21 protein-coding genes are annotated in these 17366 nt (G+C 66.0%); all 21 read left to right on the top strand.

What is annotated here, in order from left to right; genetic code table 11:
- Positions 1 to 846: 846 nt before the first annotated feature.
- The 21 genes from ACWEVP_RS34740 (at position 847) to ACWEVP_RS34640 (ending at position 17336) form a co-directional block, all read left to right on the top strand.
- Positions 847 to 1248, top strand: a complete 402-nt coding sequence (locus ACWEVP_RS34740; protein ID WP_452066813.1) for a hypothetical protein — start codon at positions 847 to 849, stop codon at positions 1246 to 1248.
- 360 nt (positions 1249 to 1608) lie between these two features.
- A complete protein-coding gene (locus ACWEVP_RS34735; protein ID WP_452066812.1) occupies positions 1609 to 2382 on the top strand; it encodes a DUF7178 family protein in 774 nt (257 codons plus the stop codon).
- Positions 2383 to 2395: 13 nt separating this feature from the next.
- Positions 2396 to 2695: a hypothetical protein gene (locus ACWEVP_RS34730; protein ID WP_452066811.1), complete on the top strand. Its 300-nt coding sequence runs from the start codon at positions 2396 to 2398 to the stop codon at positions 2693 to 2695.
- Positions 2696 to 2743: 48 nt separating this feature from the next.
- Entirely contained in the window at positions 2744 to 3052 is a 309-nt protein-coding gene (locus ACWEVP_RS34725; RefSeq protein ID WP_452066810.1) for a hypothetical protein, read from the top strand.
- A gap of 195 nt (positions 3053 to 3247) precedes the next feature.
- The gene (locus tag ACWEVP_RS34720) at positions 3248 to 3817 is read left to right on the top strand and encodes a hypothetical protein (RefSeq protein WP_452066809.1); all 570 of its coding nucleotides are present in this window, start codon (positions 3248 to 3250) and stop codon (positions 3815 to 3817) included.
- A 60-nt stretch (positions 3818 to 3877) separates the two neighbouring features.
- Complete coding sequence (locus ACWEVP_RS34715) at positions 3878 to 4753, top strand: hypothetical protein (protein WP_452066808.1); 876 nt, start codon at positions 3878 to 3880, stop codon at positions 4751 to 4753.
- Positions 4754 to 4892: 139 nt separating this feature from the next.
- The gene (locus tag ACWEVP_RS34710; protein ID WP_452066807.1) at positions 4893 to 5477 is read left to right on the top strand and encodes a hypothetical protein; all 585 of its coding nucleotides are present in this window, start codon (positions 4893 to 4895) and stop codon (positions 5475 to 5477) included.
- A 97-nt stretch (positions 5478 to 5574) separates the two neighbouring features.
- A complete protein-coding gene (locus tag ACWEVP_RS34705; RefSeq protein WP_452066806.1) occupies positions 5575 to 6162 on the top strand; it encodes a hypothetical protein in 588 nt (195 codons plus the stop codon).
- A 30-nt stretch (positions 6163 to 6192) separates the two neighbouring features.
- A complete protein-coding gene (locus ACWEVP_RS34700; protein ID WP_452066805.1) occupies positions 6193 to 6750 on the top strand; it encodes a hypothetical protein in 558 nt (185 codons plus the stop codon).
- 5 nt (positions 6751 to 6755) lie between these two features.
- Positions 6756 to 7562 (top strand): hypothetical protein, encoded by an 807-nt coding sequence (locus ACWEVP_RS34695; RefSeq protein WP_452066804.1) that lies wholly within the window; start codon positions 6756 to 6758, stop codon positions 7560 to 7562.
- Positions 7563 to 7644: 82 nt separating this feature from the next.
- The gene (locus ACWEVP_RS34690) at positions 7645 to 8028 is read left to right on the top strand and encodes a hypothetical protein (protein WP_452066803.1); all 384 of its coding nucleotides are present in this window, start codon (positions 7645 to 7647) and stop codon (positions 8026 to 8028) included.
- A gap of 116 nt (positions 8029 to 8144) precedes the next feature.
- Positions 8145 to 8576 carry a hypothetical protein gene (locus ACWEVP_RS34685; RefSeq protein WP_452066802.1) on the top strand — a complete coding sequence of 144 codons (432 nt, stop codon included), beginning with the start codon at positions 8145 to 8147 and terminating at the stop codon, positions 8574 to 8576.
- 176 nt (positions 8577 to 8752) lie between these two features.
- Positions 8753 to 10003 carry a phosphoadenosine phosphosulfate reductase domain-containing protein gene (locus ACWEVP_RS34680; protein ID WP_452066801.1) on the top strand — a complete coding sequence of 417 codons (1251 nt, stop codon included), beginning with the start codon at positions 8753 to 8755 and terminating at the stop codon, positions 10001 to 10003.
- A 121-nt stretch (positions 10004 to 10124) separates the two neighbouring features.
- The gene (locus ACWEVP_RS34675) at positions 10125 to 10652 is read left to right on the top strand and encodes a hypothetical protein (protein WP_452066800.1); all 528 of its coding nucleotides are present in this window, start codon (positions 10125 to 10127) and stop codon (positions 10650 to 10652) included.
- Between the two features lie 407 nt (positions 10653 to 11059).
- Positions 11060 to 12022, top strand: a complete 963-nt coding sequence (locus ACWEVP_RS34670) for a hypothetical protein (protein WP_452066799.1) — start codon at positions 11060 to 11062, stop codon at positions 12020 to 12022.
- Positions 12023 to 12062: 40 nt separating this feature from the next.
- Positions 12063 to 12863 carry a hypothetical protein gene (locus ACWEVP_RS34665; protein ID WP_452066798.1) on the top strand — a complete coding sequence of 267 codons (801 nt, stop codon included), beginning with the start codon at positions 12063 to 12065 and terminating at the stop codon, positions 12861 to 12863.
- Positions 12864 to 12933: 70 nt separating this feature from the next.
- Positions 12934 to 13812 (top strand): DNA-processing protein DprA, encoded by an 879-nt coding sequence (dprA, locus tag ACWEVP_RS34660; RefSeq protein WP_452066797.1) that lies wholly within the window; start codon positions 12934 to 12936, stop codon positions 13810 to 13812.
- Positions 13809 to 14597 (top strand): M48 family metallopeptidase, encoded by a 789-nt coding sequence (locus tag ACWEVP_RS34655; protein ID WP_452066796.1) that lies wholly within the window; start codon positions 13809 to 13811, stop codon positions 14595 to 14597. The genes dprA and ACWEVP_RS34655 overlap by 4 nt, the downstream gene beginning before the upstream one ends.
- A 163-nt stretch (positions 14598 to 14760) precedes the next feature.
- Positions 14761 to 15039 (top strand): hypothetical protein, encoded by a 279-nt coding sequence (locus ACWEVP_RS34650; RefSeq protein WP_112285769.1) that lies wholly within the window; start codon positions 14761 to 14763, stop codon positions 15037 to 15039.
- A 94-nt stretch (positions 15040 to 15133) separates the two neighbouring features.
- A complete protein-coding gene (locus ACWEVP_RS34645) occupies positions 15134 to 16450 on the top strand; it encodes a HEPN/Toprim-associated domain-containing protein (RefSeq protein ID WP_452066795.1) in 1317 nt (438 codons plus the stop codon).
- A gap of 148 nt (positions 16451 to 16598) precedes the next feature.
- On the top strand, positions 16599 to 17336 hold the full coding sequence (locus tag ACWEVP_RS34640; RefSeq protein ID WP_112285771.1) for a hypothetical protein: 738 nt from the start codon (positions 16599 to 16601) through the stop codon (positions 17334 to 17336).
- Positions 17337 to 17366 lie beyond the last annotated feature (30 nt).

Genomic DNA, 17366 nt, shown 5'->3' with positions numbered 1-17366 from the left:
GCCGGTAGTTCGCTTCCTATGCAGTCCTAGAGCACGCGGCTACGCGTGTTCGCGTCATGCGCGCATGGCGGCTGACCAGCGCCTTTTCAAGATCATGTAACGAGGAGGTCACGACCAGGGAGAACCCTCTTGCAGAGTGTCCTACTTGGGTGTCTAATAGACATGTCAACAGGACAGCTGCCGGGGGGGCGACGAGGACCAGGGCACGGCGTCCCTGCGAGTCGATCACCACGGTGACTTTCCCAACAACAACAACCTTAAGTCCCGTATAGCGCGGGCAGCGGCTTGGGCCGTGCGGTCAGCAGCGAATCCGTGCAGAGCGAAATGGTGAACGACGCGTAGCCAAACGCTCATTCCGAGAGGGAATGTGTAGTAACTGCGCTTGCAGCACCATTTGTATAGCTCTTGCTATAGAGCGGAGTAGCGCGCATAAATGGCATGCCTGCCACAGGTGTGTCCCCAAGATAAGTCAATGGTGGTCTAGCACCGAAAAACGTCGCAATGTGTAGGCGTTCGGGGTTGTTTTAGGCGGTTGCCGACATTGGGTTTCTCTGGCTTGAGAGCGTCGCTCTCGCCTGCCCATAGCACGCTAAACCCTTACGGGCATGGTCCTTGCGTTGCGCGCTAGACATAACGGCTTATCTCAACAGCGTTTTAGAGATTCAGGGAATGTGCTATCGAAACGCGCAACCCTCACCCGTGAGTAGTGCCGTATTGCCCGGATACAGGATGTGTCCCCTTTGCGGAGATCTCACAACGGCGAGGGTTGCGCGTTTCGGTGCCAGTTCACAACTGGCCTGAATCGCTGCCAGTCAACCACTTTCCCTCATGAAATGGAGTGCCGCCATGACTATGTCTCTGATCGATTGGTCCGCCCGTATTAGCGCGATGGCGGACGCTCTGTCCGTTCCGGACGGCGGTTTTTCTGTCAAGCCTGACGACGGTTCAGACGTCCGTACCGGCTATGCGGTTGCCGTACATCCGGAACACGAACGCGTTTTCGATGGTCCCGTGACCAGCAACGATCTACACGAATACATCGCGCAAGCGAAAGACGCGCTCTCGCTGCCCGGTCGCGTTCTCGGCGGATGGCGCGACCCTGCGACCGGCAGTGTTTACCTGGACGTTTCCGTCGTGACGGCAGAGCTGTCTGAGGCAATGACCCTCGCGCGGGAAACCGCGCAGCTCGCCATTTTCGATTTTTCCGCCATGGAATCCATTCCGGTTGCAACCCCGGTCGCGGCGTGAATTAGGGGGCAACCAATGAGTGCAGTCACCGTCATGATCAGCGATGGACAAGCGCGACGCATTGCGTCCGATTGGCACAGCGGCATGTCGTCCGCTCTGTATTCCTTCGCGTCATCGGGCGCAATTGACCGTGACCGCGTGCGAGACGAGATCTCCCGTGAGCTGTGGCAATTGGACGTCGGAGAAGTGCGACGCGAATTGCTCGCCCTGGACAAGTACGTACGAACGGCCGGCGCGCGTCTCGTGCAATCGGGATGGTCCCGCTTGTGGGACGACTCGCCGGTGACCGTGAATCACACCTAAGAGGACTGAATTGTCATGCCTGCCCCCAGTGATCACCCATGGTTCCGGGCGCACCCTGTGAGCCACGAAAACATCGTGTGGCACTGGGAACAGGCCACACTCGACGAAATCGCGCAAGGAATGCGCTGGTATGCCGATGCGCACCACGTGGCAACCGCCATCGCGAACGGTGACGCCCATCTCGGCGCCGGAATGCTCGCGATTTACTCACCACAACAGGGATGGATCGGCAACGTCCTTAATGCCGCTCGCGTACTACGCGAAGGTAAGGGAATCGGCGGACCCGGTTCCGGAATGTTCGCCACGACCGGCCAGAAACGCGCTGCGGATCGGCTGCTCGTCGGTGAGCGGTATGAGGACATCCTCAACGGTCCGAAAATCCGCGACTTTGCCCACCTGATCGAGTTCGGCGGAGATCAAGACCCGGATGACCCGCGCGTGGTGATCGATCGGCACGCGCTGTCGGTGGCGCACGGTCGCGCGCTCACCTCCGAGGAGTACGACTCGGCGCCGGTCAACGGGTTCCGCCGTAAGGACGGATCGGTTTCCCGTCGGCAGTACGACCACGTGGTGAGCCTGTACCGCCGTGCCGCGGAGCTGATCTCCGCACGCGGGGGAGAACGGGTCTCGGCGCACCAGGTGCAGGCCGTGACCTGGTTGGTCCGTCAACGGCTCAATCAGGAAGCCGAGCAACGGCGCGGCCCCAACCGGCTGGACAGGGGACGCAACCATGCCCGCGCGAATTCCGAACGCGCGTGGAACGAATTCCGGACCGTCTACCTGCCTGATCTGGCCACGTGCCCCGGTACGGGTTACCAGTCGGCTGCCTAAGTGAGGTCTCACGATGACTGACACGCAAAACCGTTCGATTCCGACAACTGTTATTCGGGTCGGTGACCGTATCTTTCTGGACAGTTTCTCCGGACTCGTACCGGCCAAGGTGACCGGGTACACCCCGCGCGGCGAAATCGCCGTATTGGTCACCGCCACGCGCGGCGCCTACCGCCGTGGCGAACACACCACATTCACCCCGAGTGGCTGTGTCCCGCGCGCACACGTCCGCGTGCGTTGCGGACAGTTCCGCATCTTCGGCGCGTGGACCTTTGACGGACTGCGCGACGAATTTCAACCGCGCTGGGCCTGAAACCCGCGCACGTAACCGACCCGATCGGCCAACGTCAAGGGAGATCACATGTCCACCGACACGGACAACGTCGTAGAGCTTCACTTTCAGTACGCCCAAAACGGCTACGTCATGACAGACGACACGTACGGCGAACAGGACGCCGATAGCGCGGTCGCGTTCACGCGCGATGGGTGCGCGTTTGTCGCCTGCGAGCGCGCACCGCGCGGACGTTGGCGTATCGATTCCACCGACGGGGCGCCCGTTCCGGTGCCGCTGTCCGCGTACCGCTACCGATTTTCGGACCTGGCGGACGCTGCGGAGTACGTCGCCAAGAAGTGCGGCGCCACGGTCCGCCGAGTCGATTCCTGGCTCTAGCGAAATCGTCCACCGCATCCCCGGAAATTTCACTGATAGTCAGCCGCGTGTCTCGGCGCCCGTTCATACGGGCGCCGCGCAGCTCTCACCCGCGCGCAACGGTTGCAACGGCTCGGCCTTTCCGCTGCGGATTGTTCGACTCATCCGCGCGCACGTCATCACCACCGTTTCCCGAATCAGCAAAGGAGTTCAACCATGTTCGTGTACGGCGTGTCCCTCACCGATATTCACAGCGTCGTACGCGACGTGTCCAGCGCGCTCTACGACGGAAACATTACCGTGCGCACGGGCGAGGATCGCAGCAACCGCGCCGGCCCCCGCGCCACGTTCACCCTCCGCGCCACCGATACGGCGGGTTGTGGCGCCAAGGGAAGCGCGTCCGCGTTCGGCAAGGGCACCGGCCCGAACGGCAGGCGCCGCACCATTTCCGCGTGCTGGCACGCCCACTACGACGTGCTGGCCGAGTTGTTCGCCCGATTCCCGGCCGCCCGCGTGGTTACCGCGATCGCTACCTACACCGCGCCCACCTTCCGGGAACGCGCGCTGGCCACCGCGTACCTGAACGTCGGAAGCCAGTTGTACCCGGTAAACGCGCCGGACTGCTGCGAGTGCGACCACACCGGCTACGTCGACACCTTCGACCAGGTCGCCGGCACCGGTTACGTCGACGACTCCGACTGGATGCCGTCGGGCGACGCGATGCGCCCGAACACGGACGTCGACTACTTCCTTGATCAGCTCGACCGCGTGCTCGCCGAACAGTGACCCCCCTTTCCCCGCACCTCCGCAATTCACGCTATTCGATCGACGAAAGCGAGCATCACGATGACCACTAACAACTCGACCACCCTGGACGCTCTGCGCACGGAGCTCGAACGGGAACGCGCACGGGCCGAGTCCCTGGAGACGGTGAACCGTGTGCAGGCTGGCAGCCTCACCAGCCTGGCCAGGCTCGCGGAGGAACTCCGCTGCCAGGTCGCCGACCTGCACGACGACGCGCTGAGCTCGCACCCCATGCCGGTGCAGGGCCTGCGCAACGTCACCGGCCGCATGGACGGCTTGGCGACGACCTTGAGCCGCGCGGCACGCGGATACTCCGGCGCACGCACCACGGACATGATCTACCCGACCGTGGACGACGACCTCCGCGCACACGGGTGGACGCCCCGACCGGACCGGGGCCTGGACGGCGTGTTGCCGCCGATCCCGATCACCGAGCTGGACGACCGGCGCGGCTATGCGCGCGGCTGGCATCGCGGCCCGCAGTGGATCACGTTGTGGTTCACCGGACCATGCGCACTGGCCTACGCGGACAGCAGCGACCACGGCCGGCTCACCGACGTCGACGCCGTGCGCGCCGTGATCACCTCCCGCCGGCCGTTGTCCGCGGACGCACTGGCCGAATGGGCTGCGGCCCGGCAGGAAGCACACACCGCGCAGTTCGATGCCTCGTACGTCCGGGTGTTCGCGCACCTGCGGTCGTCCTGGGGTGGCGGCCTGGTCGTCGATGATCGGTGCGACGAGCACGGCGCCCCGGCGCCCGACGGGCCCGGTAAGCGCTCCGTGTGGGCCTGCCCGAGCGACCCCGATTTCCGGCTCTACGTCTGGGGAATCGGCAACCAACCGGCCCACGTCCGCTACTGGGCCGGGCCCGTGGTCGACATGGCCCACCTGGTCCAGATCACCGGCCACTGCCGCTGACCTCCGTCTCTCCTTTCTCGCCGGTCGACCGTCCCGTCGACGGTCGACCGGCGCCCCGTCGTGCGCCGGTTACCGCCGCGCCTCACCACCAGTTCGGCCGGCGCGTCTCGGGCTGGCCGCCGACCCACGGGAGAACTCCATGACCACCCTCGACCTCGCGAACACCGTCGCCGAGCACCTCGGGACCGGGTGGCGCGCCTACACCGGCAAGGCCGACGACGGCTCGGAAGCGCACCTCGCCGGACCGAACGATCAGGTCCTCGACCTGATCGACGGCACCACCACCGGCCGCAAGACCGACCAGGGCCGATTGATCATCACCGGTCACCTCGGCTTCCTGCGCAACCACGTCCCGCAGGACCACAAGCAGGACCACAAGATCACCGTCGACCAGGGCAAACCGCCCGACGTGATCGCCCACGAGATCCGGCGCCGGCTGCTGCCGAACTACGAGGCCGCGCTGCACGCGGCCTGGGACGAGAAGCACGCCAGCGACGGCATCGCCGCCGCCCGCGAGCAACTCGCCGCGACCGTCGCGGCACGCCTGGGCGTGCAGCGCCGAGACCAGGCCACCGACTTCCACTTCGGCACGGTCGACGCAGGCGTCCACGGCCGCGTCTGCGTGCGCTCGGGCGCGTCCGACTCGGTGTTCACCGTCCGCGTCCCGCACGACCGGGTGGCCGAGTTCGCCCGGCTGCTGGCCACCTTCGGACATCTCCCTTGATCACCTCCGGCCGTTCGAGCCGCCTCCGGTGGCCGAGCGGCCGACCTGCGCCTTCCCGATTCCGCCCCATTACCGGCCTGAAGGGACCGATACCGCCATGACCACCTCCTCCACCGCCACCGTGGCGGACGTCCTCGACTGCGGCCACCCGCCCACCCCAGACCCCAGCGGGATCGGCACCGGCCGCGCGATCGACCCGACCACCGGCGCCACGAGCTGCTACCCATGCTCGAACGAACGCGAACGCCACGCGATGACCCGCGCGAACACCTTCGTCGCCTACGTGTCCTCGGCCGGCGACGCGCTGACCAACTGGCCCGGCGGGCACCTGGCCACGATCGACCCCGCCGACGCCCGCCAGGTCGGCCGTCGCACCTACACCCCGTCCGGCGGACGGTGGACCCGCTACGTCTGGCACGCCACCGACGTCGACGGAGGCCGCTGGGCCGGCGTCAACGGCGGCCCTGGCCTCGTCATCCGCGTCCACCGGCTGCGCGCGTGCACCTGGCAAACCGAGTTCGGTAACGGCCGCGCCCCGCGTTACTGCCACCGCCGCGCCTCCCACGCCGGCCAGGGCGGCGCCTTCGACCTCTACTGCCGCACCCACGCCCGCCTGGTCTTCGACCTCTACGGCTGGACCACCACCGCCCTGCCACCCCGCGCGCTCGCCCGGACCGGCGCGTGAACCGCGCCACCACAAGGAAAGGAGTGCCTCGTGTTCGTGAAGTTCTACGACCGCCTCGACCTGTCACGGGCGCGCCTGGACGACGTGCTCACCGTGCCAGCCAACCGCGCCAAGGCGCTCGACGTGGCGCGGGAACGCCACCTGCCGCGCCAGTCGCTCACCCGCGCGACCACCCGCATGGGCTTCTGGGTCTACGTCTTCCAACTCGGCGCCGACGTCCAGCTCGGCACGGTCACCCTGGCCGGCGCCGAGCTCGGACCCGAGCACGTGGTCACGCTGCCGGTCCGCCAGCTCGACCACTACACCACTCCCGGCCTGCCGCTGACCGAGATGGCCGGCCTGCTGGCCGCGGTCGCCGAGGACTACCCGCCCACCGCGCTGACCGCGCTGCTGGCCGACAGCCTCACCAAGGTCCTCGACCTGTGGGCCGACGCCCGCCGCAACGGCCAGACCACGATCGACATCCGCGACCTCGACCGCGCCGTCACCAGTGAACTCGCGCCTGCCGTCCGTGCCTGGCGCACCGGCGACGCCTTCCCACGCCCCCGCCTGGCCGACACGGCCTGGCCCGAACCCGTTCCGAGGTGAACACCATGCCTATCGACGACCCCACGACCGCAACCCCGTCCGAGATCGACGAAGAGCTCGCCCAGCTCGGTATCGAGCATGCCAAGGCCACCGACACCCTCAACGGGCTCACCGCCCGCGTCCAGCGTCTGATGAACGACGGCATGGCCGAGTACGCGACCGAGTTGCGGCCCCGGATCGAGCAGGCCCGCCAGACGATCGCCGAGTGCGAGGCCGCCGCGCGCCCCCTCGATGCGGAGTTCGAGCGTCGGGGCGGCTGGACCCGCGCCTGGCTCGTCCTCAACACCGGTGGCCACGTCCATCGCACCATGGCGTGCCGCACCTGCTTCCCATCCACCCGGTTCGCCTGGCTCACCCAGCTCTCCGGGCACGACGAGACCGAGATCGTCGAGCAGGCCGGCAAGGCCGCGTGCACCGAGTGCTACCCCAGCGCGCCGGTCGACGTCCGCAACCGACCCAGCCGGATCAAGACCCCCGAGCAACTCGCGCGGGAAGCGGAGAAGGCCGAACGAGCGAAGGCCAAAGCCGCCAAAGCGATCACCGCACCGGATGGAACACCCTTGCGCACCAAGGGGTATGGGCAGATCGACACCGAGTTCACGGCCCGTCGCTCCTACGCGGACGCCTTGGCCTACGCCCGGTATCTGACCAGGGCAAGCATCGCCCACCACCGAGACACCATCGCCGAGTACCGCGAGGACGCGCAGCTCATCCTGGCCGCGCTGGCCGCGAAACATGGCCGCACCGAGGACGACCTGCGCGCCGAACTGGCGCCCAAGGTCGAAGCCAGGTGGAAGCGCGAATACAAGTAGCGGCGCCAAATGTCGCCTTGTCTGGCTGGAACGCGTCCCCTGCCCACGCACCTATCCGCTTCCGACGAGAGGACCCCTACCGATGATTCTGGTCGAAACGCTGGAAGACCTGGTTTACAACTACCTCGAAGATCCCGCCCGGCCCGGCTCGGCCGTCGGCAAGGTCAACGCGCAAGACCTGGTCAGCCACGTCGTGCAGTACCTCGCCGAGCGCGGGGTCGACGTGGGATTTCAGGACGGCTCGCGCCTCACCACATCAGGCAGCACGCCCCGGCGGCCGGAGCCCGAGCGGCACCGCCTTCCCTTGGTACTCCAGGAGAACGACGACAGGCACGTCCGCATCTACTGCGACGGCCGCGACTGCGTCTGGTCCTGGCCGCTCTACCAGCACGCGAGCGCGCAGACCAACGGCGACACGATCACCAACGCCGTCGAGCACGCCATCCGGCGACACCGCCACACCTGACCACTCCGGCAACCAGCTACGCAACATCGGCGCGATGCCCTCCCCACCACCAGCTTGCCACGGGGAGGGCATCGCGCTGCATGGGCTGATACACATCCGAAGGACCTCGAAACCCCATGACTACCAACGATACTCACGACGCCCGGCAACTCATCGCCGAGATCAACGTCCCCACGGAACGCCCGCGCTGGGCTTGGTGGGCCCCCGGTGACGCCACCCGCTACCACGCCACGCTGATCAACGCAGCACCCAGCGCCACCATGGTCGGCACCGCGCCCGACGGCACCTTCCGCGCTCTCGTGATCACGATCGATCTGTTCACCTCACGTCCCATCTCGATTGTGATCCCGCGTCCCACTGACGACGAAGACCGCTACACCGCCGAGGAATGGGTCTTCCGACGGTTCCCCGGTGGCTGGTGGGCCGGCATCCGGCCGCTGCTCGCCGCACTGGGCTGGACGCCCACGACCGACCGCGACACCAGCTACCGCAGCACCGACCACCGCGACATCGCCACGGCACAGCGCAACCCAGCCGCCGACCGCTAGCACCTGGCGCCGCTGTTCCCCGGCCACACGGCCGGACCGCCCCCCGCACCCACGTCGCACCGGCTCGCGTCCGCGCGGGCCGGTGATGACGGCTGCCCGCCAACGCCCTGTCAGACAGAACACCACGACCGTCCACTCAGGACACAAATCGCTTCACGTTGATGAAGAGGTGACTCATGTACGCGTCAACCACCGAAATGCCAGACCTCGCCGCCTATGACGTCATCCTCGTCAACAGCAGCGGCGGGAAGGACTCACAAGCAATGCTCGACGAAGTCTGTACCCTCGCCGAAGCCGCGGGAGTCCTCGATCGCATCACCGTCCTGCACTGCGCGCTCGGCCACGTCGAGTGGCCCGGCACCAGCGAACTCGCCCGCAAACAGGCCCAGCACTACGGGGTGCGCTACGAACAACGCCACCGCGAGCAAGGACTACTCCTCGACCAAGTTCGCCGCCGCGGGCGCTGGCCTTCCGCCTCGGCTCGCTACTGCACTTCGGACCAGAAGCGAGGCCCCGCAAGGAAACTCATCACGCAACTGGTCGCCGAGCTCGGCGATCTGGGCCGCCCGGCCCGCGTGCTGAACTGCATCGGCCTGCGCGCAGAGGAATCGCGGGCACGGCTGAAGAAGGCGCGCCTGAGCCGTGACGAGGCCGCCAGCAGCGGCCAGCGCACCGTCGACACCTGGCTTCCGATCCACAACTGGACCGAAACCCAGGTATGGCAACGCATCCGGGCGTCCGGCGTGCCGTACCACCCGGCCTACGACCAGGGCATGACCCGACTGTCGTGCTCCCTCTGCGTGCTCGCCAGCCGCGCGGATCTCGTCCGCGCCGCACAACTACGCCCGGAACTGGCCGCCGAGTATGCCGACCTGGAAGCCGAGATCGGGCACCGGTTCCGCAACGACCTGTCCATGGCCGAGATCATCACCGCCGCCGAGCAAGCCGCAACCGCGGAACACACCGAGGAGACAGCCACGATCGAGCTCGGCCAGGGACAACTGTGGTGGCCGAGGTTCGAGCGCCAGTCCGACCGTTACGGCACCGTGTTCCTGCTCACCGGCCCGGATGCCGAGGACTACGTCTCGTTCGAGAACGCACCCGTCGGCCAACCGGGACGACTCGTCGCCATCGTGGTCGAGACCCGTCGCTCCGGCCACTGTGGCGACATAGCGCGGTCCCTCGCACCCGTCACACCGACGGTCGGCGAGGAGATCACGCTCGGCACCGGCACGTTGTTCACCGACACCGATGCCGATCTCGGCGTGCCCAACGCCGTTGGTCTCGTGCCGGACGACAACCGGGACACCGACTGGCTCGACCCACGCGCCTTGTACCGCTGCCACAACCAAACCGTGCGGCTCGAACTCCGCATCAGCAGCCACACCAACGGGCACGCACGCGACACCACGCCACGCGCAGCCTGAGAGCCCGCAGTCGAATCCGACGGGCATTTCGCCCAGCCGTCATTCACCCACCTTCAGCGTCGCGCACGGCATTCGCGTGCGTGCGCGACGCGACAACCCCATGGAGACAGGAGAAAGGACCATGACCGACGCCATCGTTCCCCCGATTCCGTTGTCACTACAGCACCTCCCGACCGTGGGCGGACTGGTCGTGCCCTGGATCACGCCCCGCACGGCCGACGGTCGATACCTGTTCGGCGTGGTCAACCACGACCTAATGGACCGCGCCTTGGTCAACCGGTGGTGCGGCGTGTGTGGCCGGCCGCTGGAGCACCGCGCCGTGCTGATGATGCGGTTGTCCGACCTGCCACGGCAATGCACGAGCGAGCCAGCGCTGCACCCCTGGTGCGCCGCGTACACCAGGGAATCCTGCCCGATGATCGCCGGACGACTGGATCACTACCGTTCGTCCCTGCCGCGCCTGGACCCGAACATGATGCGGGCACCCGATGCGGCGGCTCGCCATGGCGATGCTGCCGAACCCTGGTTCGCCGTGTGGCTCGCCGGCTATCGAGTCATCACCGACCACGGCAACCTCGCCGCCTCCTACGCCGGTACGCGGCCCCTGCGAATCCGGCCCATCACCTGGCGCCTACCGAACATCTTCTAACCACCGCAGCCGACCCCGCGCGGATCGACTGCCCCGCAACGACATCACCACGGAGGACAACATGCAAAGGAGGACACGAACAACCGCCGAACCTCGCGACTTGATGCCCTACGTCTGGTCGTACGGCATGGGCGCGGAATCAACAGCCGGAATTCTCCGCATGCTCACCGACCCGACCGCCCGACCCGACACGATCGCGCCGGACTTCTCCAACCTGGTCGTCGTCATCGCGCAGACCGGAGACGAGTGGAGCACCACCGGAAGGCTTGTCCAGCACCACATTCTTCCCTTGCTCCGCAAGTACAACGTCCGCCTGGTCGAACTCGCTCGCAGGGGACCTGACCAAAAAGGACGGTGTCGCCGTACTCCAGGACACCCGGCAACCGTACCGGCTGCACCTCGACGGGGTGTACAAGCTCTCCCGCGAGAACCGCGTCACCGGCACCATGCCACAGCTCGGCGGAGTCCGGAAATGCAGCCAGAAAGCCAAGGGAGCGCCACAGGATGCATGGCGTGCCAACGAGTTCGGTGACAGGCCCTACATCCACGCGCTCGCGTTCAACGTCCACGAGGGAACCAGGATCACGCGCGACTCCGCGTATTCCATGGGCGGACAACGTATCCCAACGTATCCGATCTACGAATGGGGATGGAGCCGACAGGACTGCCTCGACTACCTGTATCGCAAACTCGGCGTGGCGTGGCCGAAGAGTTGCTGCCGACACTGTCCCTACGCTGGCAACAAATCCGGCTGGCCCGAACAACTCGCACGGTTCGCCGCGCTCCCAACCGAAGCGGCACAACACATCATCGACGAGTACGTCTGTCTGGCGCTCAACCCTCGATCGGGCCTGTTCGGGCCCGGCAAGTCACTGATCACCCGACTACGCCGCGACCAGGTGACCGAGCCCATCACCCTCGCCGTCGCCCGCATGAAGAAGATGCCATGGGCGATCTACCGCGTACGCCGGCTCTACTACGCGCCAGCCAACGCGGCCCGATCCGTGGACAGCGTCCTGCTCGGTGGACACCGCACCGTCCACACCGCACTGACCGAAGTCAGCCGACTCGTCGACATCCCGCTGACGAAGAACGAGGAGATCGCCGGAGCACCCGCCCGCGACGGTGATCGAGACACCCACCGCCGACTGTGGCTCCGCAAGCGCAGCGACGGGACCTATCCGACCCAGGAGGAGTTCTACACGGTCGCTCCCGCCCAGGCACAGAACAAGGAGCTCGACAGCTTCGCCGACGCCTGGACCGACCACACCGACGAGGCGCTGCTCCGGCTGGAACGCCGCATCGACACGGCCATCACCGTCGTGCAGCAAGCCCTCATCGACAGCCAAGGCCGTAGCAACGCGGCCTGAACCATGCACCGAATTTCCGCTCTCTTGAAGGGATACCGCCATGTCTCGGTTCGACCTGCACCCTGCGCACATCGACGGACTCGTCAACGCCGGACTGCAATTCGGCCTGATCGGCGTCTTCGACGATCTCACCCCGGTCGGCCAGATGCTGCTTCAGCAGCACCGACCCCACCGCGACGTCGAGCCCCAGGACGGAGAGCCGCCGGACTACGTCGCGACGGTGACCGACCGCGCGCTGCATCCGATCGCCGTGCTGTGCCTGCTGGACTGCTACGAGTACCAGACCAGCGGCACGATCGGCTGGCACACCAGCGAAGCGCACACCTGGACAGGCCGCCTGCGTGAGACGGTGCTGACCCGGCTGCCCGCCGAGGCCAAAGCCACTGTGCGCCACGGTGCCGAATATGTCCCGGCCTACCGGCTTCTGGCGGCCTACACCGAGACACCGTGGGGCGTCACGGAACTCGACCAGATTCCCGAACTCGGGGACGGCGTCATCGAGGTCCCGGTCGTCCGGAAAGGACTGCGTGCGGAGATCCTGACCGGCCCGATCCACTGCCCCAACAAGGGCCTGTCCTCCCGCGTCCGCTACGTGACAATCCTCGGCGTCGGCGAAGACCGGGCGTTGCCGGCCTTCGCCCGGATCTCCGAACCGTCCGACGACGCGCCCGGTGTCTACCTGCTGTTCCAGTACGGCCGCTTCGTCGCACGCCCGGCGGACGCCCCGCCCGGCAAGTGGTTCATGGCCTCCGGCGCGCACCTCCACACCGGTGACGGGCGCTGGCGCGAGCTGATCGGACACAGCCTGCCCATCCCGCTGCACGACCGCACCGAGCCCTAGGCGTGCCCCTCCGATCGCACCTGCGAAGCCCACCGACCCGAGCAAGCCCTACCCATCGAGGAGTTGAACCATGCCTTCACACGACGAACTGCACGCCCGGCTGTTCCTTCTGCGCGCGGCCGAACCACCCGCACCCGCCACTCACCACTACGTCGCCGTCCACGGGCCGGTCGACGCCGTCGCGCGGATCCGGCACGGCACCGCACCCGCCGCCGTGCTCAGCGAGGTCACCCGGCCCGATGCCCGGATCGATGACGACCTGCGGGCGCTCGACAGGCGCACGGCGCGCCTGCTCACGCCCGAAGACGGCGACTGGCCGCTCGGACGGCTGACCAGCCTGGCCAGCCTCGGCGTCCCGCTCGCGCTTTGGGTGCGCGGCAGCGGCTCGTTGGCCGAGCTCACCAACCTCGCCGTCACCGTCACGGGCGCCCGCGCGTCGACGGAGTACGGAAACACAGTCGCGGAGGACGTCAGTTACGAACTCGCCCGTGCCGGCGTGACCGTCCTCAGCGGCGGCAGCCTCGGCGTTGACGAACCAGCGCACCGCGGCGCACTGGCCGCAGACGGCCAGACGATCGTCGTGCTCGCCAACGGCGTCGACCTAACCCATCCGCACCAGCACGCCCAGCTCTACCAAACGGTGATCCAGCAGGGTGGGTTGCTGGTCAGCGAGTACCCGATCGGCACACGACCCACCCGCATCCGGTTCCACACGCGGTGCCGACTGTTGGCTGCACTCGCCGCGGCGACCCTGATCGTCGAGGCAGGACAGCGCAGCAGCTCCCTCGCCGTCGCCCGAGCCGCTGGAGAACTCGGCCGCCGGGTCTACGGCGTACCGGGACCGATCCACTCCGTCACGTCGAAGGGCGTCAACGAACTGCTGCGCACCGGCGCCGCCACCGTGGCCAGCTCAGTCGAGCACATCAACTACCAGGAGGGAGTGCGATGACCGGCCCTGACGCCTTCCGGGCCGCTCTGGCCGCCCTCGACCTGCCGCCCGAGTGGCAGGTCGAGGTGGCCATCCGTCCACGACGGCGCAAGACCGGCATCCAGGTCAATCCGGGAGGCGGTGTCGCCGTGCTGATCCCGCCGACGGCCGCCCCGGAACAGGTTGCGCGGTTTGTCGGCAGCCATCGTCGATGGATCACCGAGAAGGTGGACACCGCCACGCGGTTGGCCCCGGATCACGCGGTCAAGGAGTTCGTCGACGGCGAGGAGTTCGACCTGCTCGGCCGGCGCTACCGGCTCCAGCTCGTCGACGCCTCGCCCGCGGGAGCCGCACAGCTGCCTGTGATCACGTCCGACGGTGTCCTGTCCGCGCGGAGACAGCGGCCAGAGCTGGTCCGCCGAGCGGTGATCGGGCTGTACCGGCAAGTCGGGCTCGCCTGGTTGCGTCGCGAGGGACGCCAGTACGAACTGGATGGCCACATCACCGGCCTGAACTACGCAGTTCGCGATCTCGGACGGCGCCGCTGGGGCATCTACGAGGGACCGCCGAGGCACACGACGACGCTGCACTGGGCCGTGTTCGGCCTACCGCTCCGGTTGATCGAGTATGTGCTCGTCCACGAACAGGCCCATGCCACCCAGCCCAGCAGGGCAGCACATGGCCACGCCTGGAAGCGGCGGATGTACCTGTGGATGCCCGACTGGCAGCACCGCAAGGCCGAACTCGCGGAGGTCGGCCGGCACGCCTGGCTCGGAGACCCCAAGTCAGGCGTGCCGTCAACCTAGCCCCGAGCAGGCAACCGGCGGGCGACTCCGGGTGGGACCGGAGGTCGCCCGCCAGCCCCAGATGTCCTAGACACAGGAATGATAGACATGTGTGATAGACACAACGAGACGACGAAGGCTCACCGAAAGCAAGACGGTGACCCCCTGCGAGAGAGGGCTCCTGATGAGCGACCCCGAGGAAGTCCTTCAGCTTCGCGCCTGCCGAGCCGAGGTCGAGGGGATCAAGAAGGAACTGGACGACGCCCGCACCCAACAGGCCGAACTCGAAGCGAAGATCAACAGCCTCCTCGCCAAGCAACGAGAAGCGCGGAAGAAACGGCGTGAAGCCGTGCTGGCCGCGGACGCCGCAGGAGTGCCCCGGTTGAGGATCTCCAAGGAAGTCGGGATGCAGCGCAGCAACGTGTACAAGCTCCTCGAAGGCGACACCGCCGACGAATCGTAACAACCTTCAGCAGCCTGACGGGCGAGATTGAATATGCTTAGTCTCTTCATTGACACGTCGACAGGCGTCATAGTTACCCAGTTGGGGGCGGAACTTGGGTACGGAAATCACACTCGATGTGGCTGGCGTGTCGGTCACGTACAGCAAGAACCACCGCGGAACTGATCACGGATCGATTTTTCAGGAACAAGATCGAAAGGCGATCAAGAGCGATCAGATCAACTACGATTGGTACGAGGAGAACGACGAGGACCCCACGCCCTCCGAGGCGGCGTTCACGCGACCGCTCAAATACGTCGTTCCACGCCTCGAACTCCTCGGCTTCAATCTAGAACACGTCCGGCGTGAGTACGACGCCGTCGCGCAAAACTGGCTGGAGGAGAGGAAGTATCTTCAGATCGGCGACGAAGAGCTCGTTCCTGACCTGATGAACTTTGTGGAATTCGTCGCATTTGCCGCCGCGTACCCGCTCGACAGTCTCGACGACACCTTTGTTCCGTATGCGGACGATGCAGGCAAAGCGAGGATACAAGCTCGCTTCAGAGAGGTACAGGTCGAGCGGATCCCTGCAGATCGACCCTCTGGCATTCAAGTCCACTCGGAGCAAAATTTCTTCGGCTCTTTGGTGAATATCCTTCACCCGTATTCCGTGTTGCGACTCTTGGCGGAGATCGAAGCGAACAAGGATGCGCCTGTCGTCTGGCAATATGGACCGTTGGTGCAAGCCGGGTGGGCCACAGAGCGGGAATTTATGCCCGATGCCCGGCGAACCGAGACGTTTCTGATTGCGACTGAAGGCAGTTCGGACGTCCATATTTTGACGCATGCGCTCGCGCTGCTGCGGCCAGGGATAGCGGATTTCTTCCGCTTCATCGACGTGAGCAAGCGTCACCCCTTCTCCGGCACGGGAAGCCTCGTGAAATTCGCAGAAGGACTCGCAAAAATAGACGTTCACAACCAGGTTCTTTTCGTATTCGACAATGACGCGGAGGGTCTCGATGCGCATCAGCGTCTGTCGAATCTCACCCTTCCCGTGAACATGCGCGGAATCATGTTGCCTGAGCTTGAGGTGTTCCGCTCGTTTCCGGCTCAAGGTCCCGAGGGGCTCCACCACTCGGACATCAATCGGCGCGCCGCGGCAATCGAGTGTTATCTCGATCTTGACGTCGGCGGTTATCTGCCGGCGAAAGTGCGCTGGACCAATCACAAGGAGAGCCTAGATACCTATCATGGGGCGCTGGAATTTAAAGAGGTCTACAGCAAAGAATTTCTTAAGCAGACGGCCGAGACTTTGACTGAAGGGATGTATGACGTTCGCAAGATTGAGGTCGTCCTAGACTCCCTTGTCGCGGCATGTGTAGCGATCGCGGCCGATCAATGGGACGCCCGGCGGGATCAAATTGAGACATAGCTTCTGATAGCTGAAAGTGCGCCTGGGCCGAAGGTGCCGATCAGGTCGACCCGGAGGCGGGCGATCGGGCCAAGAGTGCCGGTGGGTTGATGAGGACGCCACGGCCAGCCGTGGACGCTAAGTCCGAGGTTTGCGGCAGACTGGCCCCATGACCGAACTCGCGTACATGGTCCGAGAAGATTGGGGACAGCACGGCACTGCGATGCGGCAGCAGAGTGCCGTGATCCAAGACTGGCTCGGAAGTCCGCCATACGTTTTCGCTACGGCCGATCGGAAGACGTACGAGTCGGACCACAGCGCTGACCGTGAGTTCATGACCTTCGTCGCCCACGACGCCGACGAACGGCACGTCATCGACCTGTCAGACCTCAATGAGCTCCGACGCACCGACAAGACGATCAGCCGTCCGCTCATCGTCCTGCATCCCTACAAGGAACGGGATTGCGACTTGCTGCGCGAGATCGTCACGACGGAGTCCGTCGCGAGACTGTTCGTCATCGTTTGGTCGCCGCACGATATGGTCCGCACCTGGCTCGACGGGGTCGGCGCCACGAACCTGCACACCGGGTCCGCACTCGAAGCACCAGACGCCGTGCAACTTGAGGCCGCGAAGTGCTGGGTAGGTGAGCAGTACAACGGGCTGTCGGGTGGCAACGGCAAGGATGCCGTCGTGCAGCTACTGCGCGTGTTTACCGCAGCCGGCTATCCGCTTGACGCTGACACCTGGCTGCGTGCCTTCTTCGCAGCAGGCGGTGAGTTCGACGAAGCCACAAAGGTCGCGAAGCTCATCAAGGAGATGCAGGGGGGCACCCAGCACCGCATCAAGGCGCGCTACCGGCCCGACATTCTGAGCGTGCTACGCGAGCGCGCCACTGAAACTGCATGATCGCCCGAGTTGAAGCGGAGCCCGACAGGG

It is taken from the genome of Amycolatopsis sp. NPDC003865 (genome assembly GCF_053605345.1).
The sequence above is the reverse complement of the archived record's forward strand: the minus strand, read 5'-3'. Positions and strand labels throughout refer to the sequence as shown.